The organism is Aminobacter sp. P9b (genome assembly GCF_045345995.1).
GTDB classification, from domain to species: domain Bacteria; phylum Pseudomonadota; class Alphaproteobacteria; order Rhizobiales; family Rhizobiaceae; genus Aminobacter; species Aminobacter niigataensis.
The window spans coordinates 3,577,471-3,590,780 of record NZ_CP150082.1 but is presented as its reverse complement, the minus strand read 5'-3'; the positions used below and the strand labels follow the sequence as shown (position 1 = coordinate 3,590,780).

14 protein-coding genes and 1 tRNA gene are annotated in these 13,310 nt (G+C 63.0%); 9 read left to right on the top strand and 6 right to left on the bottom strand.

The window, feature by feature from the left end:
* Positions 1–80 precede the first annotated feature (80 nt).
* Together WHT83_RS17675 and moaA are read right to left on the bottom strand one after the other, a co-directional pair.
* Positions 81–485, bottom strand: a complete 405-nt coding sequence (locus tag WHT83_RS17675) for a hypothetical protein (RefSeq protein WP_406871889.1) — start codon at positions 483–485, stop codon at positions 81–83.
* Positions 486–603: 118 nt separating this feature from the next.
* Positions 604–1,599 (bottom strand): GTP 3',8-cyclase MoaA, encoded by a 996-nt coding sequence (moaA, locus tag WHT83_RS17670; protein WP_406871888.1) that lies wholly within the window; start codon positions 1,597–1,599, stop codon positions 604–606.
* A gap of 207 nt (positions 1,600–1,806) precedes the next feature.
* Between moaA and WHT83_RS17665 the strand changes: the two genes are divergently transcribed.
* The 3 genes from WHT83_RS17665 (at position 1,807) to WHT83_RS17655 (ending at position 3,831) form a co-directional block, all read left to right on the top strand.
* Complete coding sequence (locus WHT83_RS17665; protein ID WP_108607908.1) at positions 1,807–2,160, top strand: gamma-butyrobetaine hydroxylase-like domain-containing protein; 354 nt, start codon at positions 1,807–1,809, stop codon at positions 2,158–2,160.
* A 60-nt stretch (positions 2,161–2,220) separates the two neighbouring features.
* Positions 2,221–2,832, top strand: a complete 612-nt coding sequence (locus WHT83_RS17660; protein WP_183260754.1) for a pyridoxamine 5'-phosphate oxidase family protein — start codon at positions 2,221–2,223, stop codon at positions 2,830–2,832.
* A gap of 114 nt (positions 2,833–2,946) precedes the next feature.
* A complete protein-coding gene (locus WHT83_RS17655; RefSeq protein ID WP_406871887.1) occupies positions 2,947–3,831 on the top strand; it encodes a sulfite oxidase heme-binding subunit YedZ in 885 nt (294 codons plus the stop codon).
* A gap of 5 nt (positions 3,832–3,836) precedes the next feature.
* Here the strand turns inward: WHT83_RS17655 and WHT83_RS17650 are convergent, their stop codons facing one another.
* Positions 3,837–4,286 (bottom strand): MarR family winged helix-turn-helix transcriptional regulator, encoded by a 450-nt coding sequence (locus tag WHT83_RS17650; RefSeq protein ID WP_108607911.1) that lies wholly within the window; start codon positions 4,284–4,286, stop codon positions 3,837–3,839.
* 47 nt (positions 4,287–4,333) lie between these two features.
* Between WHT83_RS17650 and WHT83_RS17645 the strand changes: the two genes are divergently transcribed.
* Complete coding sequence (locus WHT83_RS17645; protein ID WP_406871886.1) at positions 4,334–5,266, top strand: alpha/beta fold hydrolase; 933 nt, start codon at positions 4,334–4,336, stop codon at positions 5,264–5,266.
* 10 nt (positions 5,267–5,276) lie between these two features.
* On the opposite strand, the gene WHT83_RS17640 is transcribed toward WHT83_RS17645, so the two are convergent.
* Positions 5,277–5,672 (bottom strand): rhodanese-like domain-containing protein, encoded by a 396-nt coding sequence (locus WHT83_RS17640; RefSeq protein ID WP_108607913.1) that lies wholly within the window; start codon positions 5,670–5,672, stop codon positions 5,277–5,279.
* Between the two features lie 256 nt (positions 5,673–5,928).
* Between WHT83_RS17640 and WHT83_RS17635 the strand changes: the two genes are divergently transcribed.
* On the top strand, positions 5,929–7,797 hold the full coding sequence (locus WHT83_RS17635; protein ID WP_406871885.1) for a murein L,D-transpeptidase: 1,869 nt from the start codon (positions 5,929–5,931) through the stop codon (positions 7,795–7,797).
* Positions 7,798–7,928: 131 nt separating this feature from the next.
* Here the strand turns inward: WHT83_RS17635 and WHT83_RS17630 are convergent.
* Both WHT83_RS17630 and WHT83_RS17625 read right to left on the bottom strand, forming a co-directional pair.
* Positions 7,929–8,003: transfer RNA gene (locus WHT83_RS17630), tRNA-Val, on the bottom strand.
* A 67-nt stretch (positions 8,004–8,070) separates the two neighbouring features.
* A complete protein-coding gene (locus WHT83_RS17625) occupies positions 8,071–8,757 on the bottom strand; it encodes a phosphoglycolate phosphatase (protein ID WP_406871884.1) in 687 nt (228 codons plus the stop codon).
* Positions 8,758–8,901: 144 nt separating this feature from the next.
* Between WHT83_RS17625 and rpiA the strand changes: the two genes are divergently transcribed.
* The 4 genes from rpiA to WHT83_RS17605 all read left to right on the top strand — a co-directional run bounded on the left by rpiA (position 8,902) and on the right by WHT83_RS17605 (position 13,285).
* Positions 8,902–9,600 carry a ribose-5-phosphate isomerase RpiA gene (gene rpiA, locus WHT83_RS17620; RefSeq protein WP_406871883.1) on the top strand — a complete coding sequence of 233 codons (699 nt, stop codon included), beginning with the start codon at positions 8,902–8,904 and terminating at the stop codon, positions 9,598–9,600.
* 18 nt (positions 9,601–9,618) lie between these two features.
* The gene (locus WHT83_RS17615) at positions 9,619–10,170 is read left to right on the top strand and encodes a DUF2059 domain-containing protein (RefSeq protein ID WP_108607918.1); all 552 of its coding nucleotides are present in this window, start codon (positions 9,619–9,621) and stop codon (positions 10,168–10,170) included.
* Positions 10,171–10,363: 193 nt separating this feature from the next.
* Entirely contained in the window at positions 10,364–11,758 is a 1,395-nt protein-coding gene (gene gor / locus WHT83_RS17610) for a glutathione-disulfide reductase (protein ID WP_406871882.1), read from the top strand.
* 153 nt (positions 11,759–11,911) lie between these two features.
* A complete protein-coding gene (locus WHT83_RS17605) occupies positions 11,912–13,285 on the top strand; it encodes a class II 3-deoxy-7-phosphoheptulonate synthase (protein ID WP_108607920.1) in 1,374 nt (457 codons plus the stop codon).
* Positions 13,286–13,310: the final 25 nt, after the last annotated feature.

The window sequence follows — 13,310 nt, the reverse complement described above, 5'->3', positions numbered from 1 at the left end:
GTTGCTGCTGTTGCCTACGGCTTTAGCATTGGCGCGCAAAACAGCAATGGCAAACGCATGGACCAGTGGCCGCTACGTTATCACGGCCCGACGAGACTGTCGGCGATCGCGCGAACGAGCGGGTCGTATTTCGACTTGGCGGCGGCGGGGTACTTGAGCATGAACGCATGGATGACGCCGTCGCGGCCGAACTCCAGGCGATGGTAGAAGATATCCGTTCCGTCGTGCCCGGAGAGCGCGACCCAGTCCTTGCCGACCTTGCGGTAGGTGACCTCCATCCCTTCGGAGCTGAAATCGGCCAACTGCTCCGGCGTCTGGTCGAGGGCATTGTTTGAGCCATAGACGGCAAGGCTCGCGCCATCCGGGGCCACGAAGGTCATGCCGTCGCCGTTGGCAGGCTCCCCGGCGCGATCGGTGAAGACATCGAGCGGGAACGTCACCGACGTGCCGAAGCGGGCGTTGGTGTAGATGAAAGGCTTGGCCATTGCGGGTGGTGCGGACGAAATTGCGAGCAAGATCGCGGACAGCGCCGCTGCGAGCCGGTAAGCCATGCCACCAGTACCCCTTCGAGCTGCCTTGCCTATGCGGTGGATGCCGCTCCGCTCAGCCGCCGGTCACGCTCATATGGCGCGAGACGGCCGGCCGGTTGGTGCGGCGATCGATGACGAAGTCGTGGCCCTTGGGCTTGCGTCCGATCGCCTCGTCGATGGCGTCCGACAAAAGCTCGTTGCCCTCGGATGCGCGCAGCGGTGCCCTGAGATCGGCGTCGTCGTTCTGGCCGAGGCACATATAGAGCGTCCCGGTGCAGGTCAGCCTGACCCGGTTGCAGCTCTCGCAGAAATTATGCGTCATCGGCGTGATGAAGCCGAGCCGGCCGCCGGTCTCGGCGACCTGGACATAGCGTGCCGGGCCGCCGGTCTTGAACGGGATGTCGGTCAGCGTGAACTGGCGCTCGAGATTGGCCCGGAGCAACGACAGCGGCAGGTACTGGTCGGTGCGGTCGCCATCGATCTCGCCCATCGGCATGGTCTCGATGACGGTCAGGTCCATGCCGCGGCCGTTGGCCCAGCGCAGCATCTCGGGGATTTCGAGATCGTTGAAGCCCTTGAGCGCCACGGCATTGAGCTTGATGTGCAGGCCGGCGGCCTGGGCAGCATCTATGCCTTCCATCACCTTGGCGAGGTTGCCCCAGCGCGTGATGGCGTGGAACTTGTCGGCGTCGAGCGTGTCCAGCGAAACATTGATGCGCTTGACGCCGCAATCGGCGAGTTCCCAGGCGAAGCGTGACAGTTGCGAGCCGTTGGTGGTCAGCGTCAACTCTTCGAGGGCACCGCTGTCGAGGTGACGCGACAGCTGGCGGACAAGGTACATGATGTTCTTGCGCACCAGCGGTTCGCCGCCGGTCAGGCGCAGCTTCTTGACGCCCTTTTCGATGAACACGGTGCAGAGCCTGTCGATCTCTTCGAGCGACAGCAGGTCCTTCTTGGGCAGGAAGGCCATGTCTTCGGCCATGCAATAGGTGCAACGGAAATCGCAGCGGTCCGTAACCGACACGCGGAGGTAGCTGATCGAGCGACCGAAAGGATCGATCATGTCCATGCGCTGCGCTTCCGTTCCCAGTTCTGTGGCGTCTTCTGTGGCGCCTGCATATTACGGCTATGTTGTACGCATGCGGCTGTCAATCAAGATGAAAGTTTCTTTCCCTGGGGTAGCGTCGCGTTCCTCGTCGAGCTTGCGTGGTGTTAGTGCTTTTCCCGGCGTTCGAAGCGCAGTAGTGAAGGGCAGTTCAAATTGGCAGGATGGATCATGACGGCACCGAAAGAATTGAGGGTCTCCAAGGACCGCAAGCTGTTGACGGTGACCTTTCCGGATCATCGTCCGTCCGAACTGTCCGCCGAGTTGCTGCGGGTGCTTTCGCCATCGGCCGAGGTGCAGGGGCACTCGCCGGAGCAGCGCGTAACGGTGCCCGGCAAGAAGGATATCACCATCCTCAAGATCGAACCGGTGGGCAACTACGCGGTGCGCATCACCTTCGACGATTTCCACGACACCGGCATCTTCACCTGGAACTACCTGCACACGCTTAGCCATGAGAAGGACAAGCGCTGGCAGGAGTATCTCGATGAACTGGCCCAGAAGGGCATGAGCCGCGAGCGATAGAACCTGTCGCCGGCCGTTCACATTGGCCGGCTAAGAGGAGCGGAAACGAAAGGCAGGGCGATGTCGGTGATCTCGACGATTGAGCAACTTGAAGCGCTGTACGGGCTTCCCGGCGAAACGTCGCTGGTCAAGGAACTCGACCACATCATCCCCGAATATGCCGCCTTCATCGAGGCCTCGCCGTTCGTCTCCCTGGCGACCAGCGGACCGGAGGGGCTCGATTGCTCGCCGCGCGGCGATCTTGCCGGCTTCGTGCGCATCCACGACCCACGCACGCTGATGATGCCTGACCGGCGCGGCAACAACCGTGCGGATTCGCTGAAGAACATCATCCGCGACCCGCGCGTGGCGCTGCTGTTTCTGGTGCCGGGCTCGGGTACGACGCTGCGCGTCAACGGCCGTGCCCGCATCAGCATCGATGCCGAGCTGTGTGCGTCCTTCACCGTCGAAGGCAAGCCGGCGCGTTCGGTGACGGTGATCGAGGTCGATGCCGTCTATTTCCAGTGCGCGCGAGCGATCGTCCGGTCCGATTTGTGGAACCCGGAACGGCATGTCGACGCGAAGTCGCTGCCGACGCCTGGACAGATCCTCGCCGTGACCAGCCGGGCCAGCATCGACGGTGAAACATATGATCGCGAATGGCCGGAGCGTGCGAAGACGTCGATGTGGTAGGGCCTGTCGGCTCGAGGGCGACAGCCCGGCGGCTCAACACAACGTGATCGTGCTAAGGTAACTTTTGCGGCTTTCGCGACGTATACCCGGCAAAGCTGCTGGAGCCATTTTCGCATGAAGCCTTGGACCGACCGCGCCGGAAAATTGTCGCCACTGAAGGCTGCGGCCTTCGTCGGCACGCTCGTGCCGGCGCTGCTTCTGGCCTATTACGCCGCGACAGGGTTTCCGTCGGCTGCTCCAACGGGAGGCCTGCTTGGCCCGCGACCCTTCACGGCCGCCATCCACCACACCGGCGACTGGGCGATCCGCTTCCTGCTCCTGTCGCTGGCGGTCACGCCGCTGCGGCGCATCGGCCAATGGCCGAAGCTCATCCTCATTCGCCGCATGCTCGGCATTGCGGCGCTGTGCTACGCGCTCGGCCACCTCGTTCTGTATTTCTTCGACCAGAACTGGAACGTTGCGCGCGTTGTCAGCGAAATCGCGCTGCGCATCTACCTGACGATCGGCTTTGTAGCGCTGCTTGGCCTTGTTGCACTCGGTGCGACCTCGACCGATGCTGCGATCAAGAAACTGGGGAGCAACTGGAACCGCCTGCACAAGATCGTCTACGGCATCGGCATTCTGGCGGCGCTGCATTTCTTCATGCAGTCGAAGGCCGACGTCTACGAGCCGACCCTGATGGCCGGCTTCTTCATGCTGCTGATGGTCTACCGGCTGGCGCAGTGGCGCGGCCTCAGCCTGACATCGCCATGGGTGCTGATTGCAATTGCGATTGCGGCGGCGCTGGCGACCGTCGTCGTCGAGGCCGCATGGTATGGGCTGGCGACCGGCGTGCCGCCCGGCCGCGTGCTTGCGGCCAACCTGCAGTTTTCCTATTCGATCCGGCCGGCGTGGTGGATCCTGGCGACCGGACTCGGCGTTGCCGTGCTCGGCTATGTCAGGTCCATGGGAAAGGCCGATGCGCCGCGAGGCAGGCGGGTAGCCCGGGCCAGCGCCTGAACCCTCTAGTCCTTCAGGGCATCGGCGACACGCAGCATGTGCGCGCCGATCAGGTCGCATTGCTCGGGCGTCGAGGCGCTCATCGCTTTTTCGATCAGCGCGCCATAGGCCTTCAGCGCCCGCATCAGCAAGGCTTCGCCATCCGCGGTCAGCGTCAGCCGCATGATGCGCCTGTCCTTGGCGTCGGCCTCGCGACTGACCAGTGAGCGCTTCTCAAGCTGCGGCAGCAGCATGGTGATGTTGGAACGGCCGACCAGCAGTTTGCGCGCGAGATCGTGCTGCGACATGCCCGGATGCCGGTAGAGGTTCATCAGCACATCCAGCTGCGCCGGCTTGAGGTCGTGGGGCTGCAAAGCGGTCGCCAGGGCGCGCTCCATCGAATGGCACGCCTTCGCCACCGCGACCCAGTTGCGGAACCGCGGGTTGTCCCACGGCAAATCTTGCTTATTGTTCATGATTGAACTATTATGTTCATGATTGAACTTATGGATGGGCGCGCACTATGGCATCAATCGGGCTGAAGGTCATCCGGCGCCTGTTTGGGGCTGCCGAGTTCGTTTCGCCGCGGCTTGCCGGCCGCGCCGCATTCGAGCTTTTCCGGCGCACGCCAGGCGAAAAGTCGCTGTCGGAGGCCGAAAAGCGGGCCATCGCCCGGGCCGCCGACTTCATGGCCGAGGCGCGCCATCACCGAATCAAGACGCGGAAGGGATGTGTCGCCATCCATGAATTCCGCCCGGCCCAGGGACGAGCACAGGCCGGAACGGTGCTGGTCATCCATGGCTGGCGTTCGCGTACCGAATACATGCGGGCGCTGATCGAAGGCTACCTCGGTGCCGGCTATCGGGTGGTCTCGCTCGACCTGCCAGGCCATGGCGGCTCGCTTGGTCGCGCGCTCGACATGGCAAAGGCGGTCGAGGCGGCCACGTTGGCCGGCCAGTGGTTCGGGCCGTTCGAAGCGATTGTCGGCCATTCCTTCGGTGGTGCTGTTGCGGTCAATGCCGCTGCGGGAACGGTCAAGGGATTTGCGCCGCTTTCGGCCAAGCGGCTGGTGCTCATTGCCGCGCCCGATTCGATGCCCCGGCTGTTCGAGGACTTCGGGCGCTACGTCAATCTCGGTGCCCGCACGCAGCACGCCATCGCAGGCCAGGTCGAACGCGTGACCGGAACCCCGATCCATCAGTTCGTCAGTTCGAGGTTGCTGATGCGCCTGAGCATTCCGACGCTGATCATCCATGCGCCCGACGACAGGGAGGTCTCGGCCAAGGACGCACGCGCGATGGCAGGTGCCGGACGCCATGTCAGGCTGTTCTGGGCCGAAGGCCTCGGCCATCGGCGCATCCTTTCCGACGCCCGCGTCGTGGACGAGGGCGTCGGCTTTGTCAGGAACTCGCTGGTGCTCGAAACGGTACTGGAACGCCACGAGAGCGCTGCGTAGTTGATCGCGATCAGCCCTTCTTCTCGCCCGGTTCGGTTGGCAGGCCGGCATCGCGCCAGGCGGTGAAGCCGCCGAGGATATGCCGCACTGGCTCCAGTCCCATCTCCTGCGCCGTCTTGGCCGCGAGCGCCGAACGCCAGCCGCCGGCGCAGAAGAACACGAAGCTCTTGCCGCTTGAGAAGAACGCCTTGTGGTACGGGCTCTCAGGGTCGATCCAGAATTCGAGCATGCCGCGCGGGCAGTGCTGGGCACCCGGTATCCGGCCTTCGCGCTGCACCTCGCGGGGGTCGCGAAGGTCGACGAAGACGGTGTCCGGGTCGTCGAGCAAGGTCGCCGCCTCTTCGGGCGAGACCACCTCGACCACCGCGTTGGCTTCGTCGAGCAGTTCGCGATAACCCTTCTTCACCTTGACCTCACGTCAACTTGTCTTGGAGTGCGAAGTTCTCGCATGAAGACGGGCCGCATGTCATTGGCATCGGATTGTGCCAGCCGCCCGACTGCCTCACGATGATGTGAAACTGTTCGGCAACAGCTGTCGGGAAATTTATGAAAGCTTAACGTTATCGGTATGAATCGATGCAGGAGCGCCTTACATCCGACATGGGGTGACAAGAAATCTTCCATCGGTGCGTAGGGCGATTCCGGCAGGGGATGGGTAATTAATGACGCTTTCTTTCCTGAAAAAGCCGATCTCTCTTCCTCTTGCGGCCTTGGCAGCGACGCTCGCCATGGGTGCGCCGCAGGCCGGTGCGCAGAATTTCTTCGACATCCTGTTTGGCGGCGGCAACAACCGTAACTACAGGCAGCCGCAGGGCGAGTTCCCGCCACCGCCGCGCAAGGCGCCGCCGAAACGGGCTGCGCCGGCAAAGATCAGCGCGCCATCCTATTACACCTACAAGATCGACCAGATGGTGCCCGTCGATTTCTCCAAGCTGGTGCCGACCACGCAGTCGGTGTCGCTGGAGCCCTCGCTCGCCGGCACCGCGTTTCGCGAGGCGCTTGCCGGCCTGAGTGATTTCAACCTCGTTGCCGAAAAAGAGATCGCCAAGGCGCTGCTCGACTACTATTCGGCCAATCCCGATTTCATCTGGGTCACCGGCCAGGTAGCCAACAGCCGTGCCGAAGACGCCATCCGCAGCTTGAGCGATGCGGCAGGCCACGGGCTGATGCCGGCGGATTATTCCGTCGCTGTGCCGCAAGCTGCCTTCGCAGCTGATGACACCGCCGGTCGGCTGAAGACGCTGATCCGATTCGAGATGGCGATGTCGGCGCGCGCGCTGCGCTACGTTCACGACGCGCAGGGCGGCCGCATCGACCCGAACCGCATCTCCGGCTACTACGATTTCGCGGCCAAGCCGCTCGACATGGTCGGCGTGCTGAAGAGCCTGAGCCAGTCGCAGGACGCGCGCGCCCTGCTGGAGGGCTATCACCCGAAGAACCCGGAATATCAGGCGCTACGCGTCGAACTGGAAGCACTTCGCGCGAGCGAGGAAAACGACATCGTCGTCGACGCCAAGCTGCTGCTGAAGCCGGGCGAGACGAGCCCGGAATTGCCCAAGCTGCTGCATCTGATCGCACGCGACCTCGACGACGAGATGGGCGGTGAGTATGGCGAGACGCTGGCAAGGCTGGGCGCAAGCGAGATCTATGTGCCTGAGCTGGTGCCGGTGATCGAAGCCGTGCAGAAGCGGGCAGGGCTGAAACCCGATGGCGTGGTCGGCCCACGCACGGTGGCGACCCTTGCCGGCACGTCCAAGGCCGACAGGCTGGACAAGGTGCTGGTGGCGCTCGAACAGTTGCGCTGGCTGCCTTCAGACCTCGGCAGTCCGCGAGTGTTCATCAACCAGCCCGCCTATACCGCCAGCTACATCGACGGCGGTGTCGAAAAGCTCAAGATGAAGACGGTGATCGGCAAGACCACCAACCAGACCAGCTTCTTCCAGGATGAGATCGAACAGGTCGACTACAACCCCTATTGGGGTGTGCCGCAGTCGATCATCGTCAACGAGATGCTGCCGCGCCTGCGCAACGATCCGAGCTATCTCGACCGTGCCGGCTACGAGGTCACCGATTCGCGCGGCAAGCGCATTCCGTCGTCGGCGATCGACTGGGGCCAGTATGGCGCCAAGGTGCCGTTCAGCGTGCGCCAGGCGCCGAGTGAGGCGAATGCGCTTGGCGAACTCAAGATCCTGTTCCCCAACAAGCATGCGATCTACATGCACGACACACCGCAGAAGGCGCTGTTCGACCGTGACAGCCGCGCCTTCAGCCATGGCTGCATCCGGCTTTCGGATCCGCGCGGCATGGCGGCGGCCGTGCTCGGCACCGATGTCGACCATATCGCGGCCAAGCTGAAGCAGGGCCATTCCTTCGAGAAGGTGACGCGCAAGATCCCGGTCTATGTCGCCTATTTCACGGCGTGGCCGGATCTCGGCGGCAAGGTCGAGTATTTCGGCGACGTCTACGACCGCGATGCCAAGCTCAAGGACGCGATGAGCCGTACCGAAGCGGCACGAGCGCCGAGCATCTGATTTTCAGGTCTTGGGTATTTGATTCCCTGTCTGCATCTCGCCGGCAGGGCTGGGCTGGGCTGAAAATGGGCAAGCCGACCGCACAGCAAGGCTGTGAAGTAGAGCAGACATCTACATCGGTGAAAGCGGAATGGTGGGCGATATAGGGATTGAACCTATGACCCCACCCGTGTGAAGGGTGTGCTCTCCCGCTGAGCTAATCGCCCGTCCGAGGCCCGAGGGCCGAACGTCCGGGCGATATAGGGGAGGGGCGGGAGTGGTGTCAAGGCGGCTTTAGCGACTTGCCGCGTCTATCAGCCTCTGAGCCATGCCAAGCGTCAGTTCGTCATAGTGCGAGATGACCACCGAGGGCTCGTATTCGCTGACGTGACGATCAGTATAGCCGAAATCGACGGCAACGACCGGGATGCCGGCTGCCTTGGCAGTGTCGATGTCGGTGACCGAATCGCCGACCATGACCGCCCGCGCTACGTCGCCGCCGGCCCTGGCGATGGTTTCAGTCAGGTGCCGTGGGTCCGGCTTGCGGATGCCGAAGGTCTCGGGTCCGGTGATCGCCGCGAAGCGGTCCGACAGGCCCAGCGCCCGGATGAGGTTGGTGGCGAGGCTCTCATATTTGTTGGTGCAGACGGCGAGCAGGTAGCCCGCCGCGGCAAAGCGGTCCATGGCGGCAACGACACCGGGATAGGGCTGCGAACGGCCGGGAATGTTGACCGTGTAGTGATCGAGGAAGATGTCGTGCAGGCGGTCGTGCTCGAGGGCGGCCAACTGCTGCTTGCGCTGGGCGGTGTAGGCGCGCTCGATCATCACGCGTCCGCCCTGGCCGACAAAGCGCCGGAAGGCGGTGTCGTCGACCTGGGACAAGCCGCCGGCAACAAGCGTATGGTTCAGGCTGTCGAGAAGGTCGGGCGCCGTGTCGACGAGGGTGCCGTCGAGGTCGAAAACAATGATCGGTTTGGACATGGCGCCGCTTTCGTAGGTTTATGCGTTGCCAGAGCCGATAGCCCCGGGCTCGGCATGACGCAAGCCACGGGTCATAAAGCCTTTGACCCAACGGGCAAAAATGCTAGGAGCCAAGCCTGAATTCGAGGATTTTGCGAACAAATCATGGATGCCAAGGCTTTGAAGATCGAGGCGGCACGCGCCGCCTTGGGCTATGTCGAGAGCGGAATGCGCCTCGGCATCGGTACGGGTTCGACGGCCGAAGAGTTCGTCAGGCTACTTGCCGAAAAGGTTGCAGCCGGCATGAAGGTGATCGGCGTGCCGACCTCCGAGCGCACTGCCGCCCTGTGCCGCGAATTGTCGGTGCCGCTGTCGACGCTCGACGAAACGCCTGAACTCGACCTCACCATCGACGGTGCCGACGAGATCGACCCGGCGCTTTCGCTGGTCAAGGGCGGTGGCGGCGCGTTGCTGCGCGAGAAGATCGTGGCCGCCGCTTCGGCGCGCATGGTGGTCATCGCCGACCAGACCAAGCTGGTCGACGCCCTTGGGCGCTTCCCTCTGCCGATCGAAGTCAATCCGTTCGGCCTCAAGGCCACCGAAATCGCCATCGCCAAGGCCGCGGCAAAACTCGGTCTCTCCGGGCCGCTGGTAGTGCGAAAGACAGGCGGCGAGACCTTCGTAACCGACGGTGGACATTTCATTATCGATGCATCTTTTGGCCGCATTCCCGATACAAGAGCGCTTTCTGATGCCCTGCACGCCATCCCCGGCGTCGTGGAGCATGGCCTCTTTCTCGGCTTGGCCACCGTTGCCGTCATCGCCGGCACAGACGGTGTCAAGACCGTCCATCCGACCCGCTAAACAGGAGTTCTATTCATCATGATTTTGACAAACCGGCTTCGCGGCTTCTCCGTCATGGTGGCGGCTTCGGCATTCGCGGCGATCGCGTTCTCGGCCCAGGCCCAGGAGATCGGCGAATCCCATCTCAAGGCGGCCCATGCCGCCATCGCGGCGATCCACGCCACGGATTCCTTCGACGGGATCCTGCCGCAGGCGGCTGCAGCTCTGAAGCAGCAGCTGATCCAGCAGAACCCGGACATGCAGGAACTGATCACCCAGACGGTGGACGAGAACACGCTGGCGCTCGCTTCGCGCCGCGCTGATCTCGAAAAAGAATCGGCGCTTGCCTATGCCAAGGCCTTCTCCGAGCAGAACCTCAACGACATCGCTGCCTTCTACAATTCCGAAGCCGGCAAAAAGCTGATCGAGAGCGGCCCGATCGCTTCGCGCGAATTGGTCAAGGCCGCCGATATCTGGCAGAACGGCATCGCTCGCGATCTGGCCCAGCAGGTCGGCGAGAAGCTCAAGGCCGTTGCCGGCACGAAGGCTCCGGCAGCCGAGGGCGCAGCCCCGGAAGCGCCCAAGAAGTAATCCTCCGCGACCAACGGTCACGATCCAAAAGCCCGGCAGTTGTCGGGCTTTTCTTTTGGTGCCTCTGCCACTACCTGTGACGCACCAAATCGCAGCGCTTCAGCCGGCAATCGAAAAAACGGTTTCGGCGCACGGAATACGCTGTTCAAACGACATCGGAGACACCCGCGCTCCGACCGCTGGAAGGACCATCATGGCTCAGTATGACTACGACCTCTTCGTCATAGGTGGTGGCTCCGGTGGGGTGCGCGCGGCGCGAGTTGCGGCGGCACTTGGCAAACGTGTCGCGCTGGCCGAGGAGTTCCGCTTCGGCGGCACCTGCGTCATCCGCGGTTGTGTGCCCAAGAAGCTCTATGTCTACGCCTCGCAGTTTCCCGAACATTTCGAGGATGCGGCCGGCTATGGCTGGACTGTCGGCGAAGCCAAGTTCGACTGGTCGAAACTGGTTGCCAACAAGGAGCGCGAGATTTCGCGGCTCGAGGCGATCTACAAACGCAATGTCGAAGGTTCGGGCGGCGAGACGTTTCATTCTCGGGCCGTGCTTGTAGATAGCCATACCATCTGGATCGAGGCGGAAGACCGGACCGTTACCGCCGACCAGATCCTGATTGGCACGGGCGGGCGGGCTGCCGCGCATCCGGCGCTTCCCGGCCATGAGCACTGCATCTATTCGAACGAGGTTTTCGACCTTCCCGAATTGCCCAAGGCGATCATGATCGAGGGCGGCGGCTACATCGCCGTCGAATTCGCCAACATTTTCCATGGCCTCGGCGTCGAGACGACTCTGGTCTATCGCGGCAAGGAAATCCTCAGCCGCTTCGACATGGATCTCCGGCGCACACTGCACGACACGATGGTCTCAAAGGGCATCCGCATCCTGTGCCCGGCAGTCTCGGAGGAGGTCGTCAAGCGGGCCGACGGGCGCCTCGATGCGCGTCTCAACACCGGCGAGGTGCTGACCGTCGATCAGGTCATGCTGGCCATCGGCCGCACGCCCAACACCGAAAATCTTGGCCTCGAAGCTGCCGGCGTTGAGATGGACAAGCAGGGCGCCATCGTCGTCGACCGTTTTTCGCGGACCAATGTGCAGAACATCTGGGCCGTCGGCGACGTTACCAACCGCGTTCAGCTTACCCCGGTCGCGATTCACGAGGCGATGTGCTTCGTCGAGACGGCGTTCAAGAACAACCCGACCGAGCCCGATCACGATTGCGTGGCCACGGCAGTGTTCTCGCAGCCCGAGATCGGTACCGTCGGCCTCTCCGAGGACGAGGCGGCCAAAAGGTTCAAGCACCTCGAGATCTACCGCACCAGCTTCCGCCCGATGCGCCATACGCTGTCGGGAAGGCAGGAAAAGATGCTGATGAAGCTGGTTGTCGACGGCGACACTCGTCTGGTGCTGGGGGCTCACGTGCTGGGCCCCGATGCCGGCGAGATGGCGCAGCTGCTCGGCATCACGCTCAAGGCGGGACTCACCAAGGACGATTTCGACCGCACGATGGCGGTTCATCCGACTGCGGCGGAAGAACTTGTGACCATGTACAAGCCTACCTATCTCGTGAAGGACGGTGTTCGGATCGACGGTTGAGCGCGCGTGCCAGACGGCACGCAACCTTGGGTTCGATCTCACGCCGGATACGGGGTAGTATAGCGGCTCCTCATCGTGTAAAGAGCCGCGTTCCCGCAATGGCGGGCTATGGCGCGGGTGAGGTGCCCGTTAGCGAACTTTTTAGGTGCGAACATGACGAAATGGTCACCGAATTCCTGGAGAAGCATGCCGATCCAGCAGGTCCCGGCTTATCCGGATGCTGCGGCGCTCGCGGAAACGGAAGCTCGTCTCGCAACCTTTCCCCCCTTGGTTTTTGCAGGTGAAGCGCGAAAGCTGAAAAAGCAGCTCGCCGCCGTCGCCAATGGCCAAGCCTTCCTGCTTCAGGGCGGCGATTGCGCCGAAAGCTTCGTCGAACATGGCGCGGACAACATCCGCGACTTCTTCCGCGTCTTCCTGCAGATGTCGGTCGTACTGACCTTCGCCGGCGCGCAGCCGGTGGTGAAGGTCGGCCGTATTGCCGGCCAGTTCGCCAAGCCGCGTTCGTCCGACAACGAGACCAAGGGCGACGTGACGCTGCCGAGCTATCGCGGCGACATCATCAACGGCCCGGGCTTCGACGAGAAGTCACGCGTGCCCGATCCGGCACGCCAGGAGATGGCTTACCGCCAGTCGGCGGCGACGCTTAACCTTCTGCGCGCCTTCGCTCAGGGCGGCTACGCCAGCCTTGAGAACGTGCACCAGTGGATGCTCGGCTTCGTCTCCAACAGCCCGCAGGGCGAGCGTTACGAGGCGCTGGCCAACCGCATCACCGAGACGATGGACTTCATGAAGGCCGTCGGCATCACCTCGGAGACCAACTACGCGCTGCGCGAGACCGACTTCTACACCAGCCATGAAGCCCTTCTGCTTGGCTTCGAGCAGGCGCTGACGCGCGTCGACTCGACCTCGGGCGACTGGTACGCAACGTCGGGCCACATGCTGTGGATCGGAGACCGCACCCGCCAGGTCGACCACGCCCATGTCGAGTACTGCCGTGGGGTGAAGAACCCGCTCGGCCTCAAGTGCGGCCCGTCGATCACCCCGGACAACCTGCTCAAGCTGATCGACCAATTGAACCCGGACAACGAGGCCGGCCGCCTGACGCTGATCGCTCGCTTCGGCAACGACAAGGTCGGCGATCACCTGCCGAAGCTGATCCGCGCCGTCGAGAAAGAAGGCCGCAAGGTCGTCTGGTCGTGCGATCCGATGCATGGCAACACGATCACGGCTGCCGGCTACAAGACGCGCCCGTTCGACCGCATCCTCAGCGAAGTGCAGAGCTTCTTCGACATCCACCGCTCCGAGGGCACGCACCCAGGCGGTATCCATGTCGAGATGACCGGCAAGAACGTCACCGAATGCACGGGTGGCGCGCGCGCCATCACGGCGGACGAACTGCAGGATCGCTACCACACTCATTGCGATCCGCGCCTCAACGCCGACCAGGCGATCGAACTCGCCTTCCTGGTTTCGGAACAGCTCAGGAAAAGCGCGCCGACCCCGGAGAAAAAGGCCGTCAACGCCTGATCCGTAGACGCGTTCAATCGATCAA

Coding starts and splice junctions, on each gene's coding strand:
- WHT83_RS17675 (WP_406871889.1), bottom strand. CDS start 485: ATGGCCAAGCCTTTCATCTACACCAACGCCCGCTTCGGCACGTCGGTG.
- moaA (WP_406871888.1), bottom strand. CDS start 1,599: ATGGACATGATCGATCCTTTCGGTCGCTCGATCAGCTACCTCCGCGTG.
- WHT83_RS17665 (WP_108607908.1), top strand. CDS start 1,807: ATGACGGCACCGAAAGAATTGAGGGTCTCCAAGGACCGCAAGCTGTTG.
- WHT83_RS17660 (WP_183260754.1), top strand. CDS start 2,221: ATGTCGGTGATCTCGACGATTGAGCAACTTGAAGCGCTGTACGGGCTT.
- WHT83_RS17655 (WP_406871887.1), top strand. CDS start 2,947: ATGAAGCCTTGGACCGACCGCGCCGGAAAATTGTCGCCACTGAAGGCT.
- WHT83_RS17650 (WP_108607911.1), bottom strand. CDS start 4,286: ATGAACAATAAGCAAGATTTGCCGTGGGACAACCCGCGGTTCCGCAAC.
- WHT83_RS17645 (WP_406871886.1), top strand. CDS start 4,334: ATGGCATCAATCGGGCTGAAGGTCATCCGGCGCCTGTTTGGGGCTGCC.
- WHT83_RS17635 (WP_406871885.1), top strand. CDS start 5,929: ATGACGCTTTCTTTCCTGAAAAAGCCGATCTCTCTTCCTCTTGCGGCC.
- WHT83_RS17625 (WP_406871884.1), bottom strand. CDS start 8,757: ATGTCCAAACCGATCATTGTTTTCGACCTCGACGGCACCCTCGTCGAC.
- rpiA (WP_406871883.1), top strand. CDS start 8,902: ATGGATGCCAAGGCTTTGAAGATCGAGGCGGCACGCGCCGCCTTGGGC.
- WHT83_RS17615 (WP_108607918.1), top strand. CDS start 9,619: ATGATTTTGACAAACCGGCTTCGCGGCTTCTCCGTCATGGTGGCGGCT.
- gor (WP_406871882.1), top strand. CDS start 10,364: ATGGCTCAGTATGACTACGACCTCTTCGTCATAGGTGGTGGCTCCGGT.
- WHT83_RS17605 (WP_108607920.1), top strand. CDS start 11,912: ATGACGAAATGGTCACCGAATTCCTGGAGAAGCATGCCGATCCAGCAG.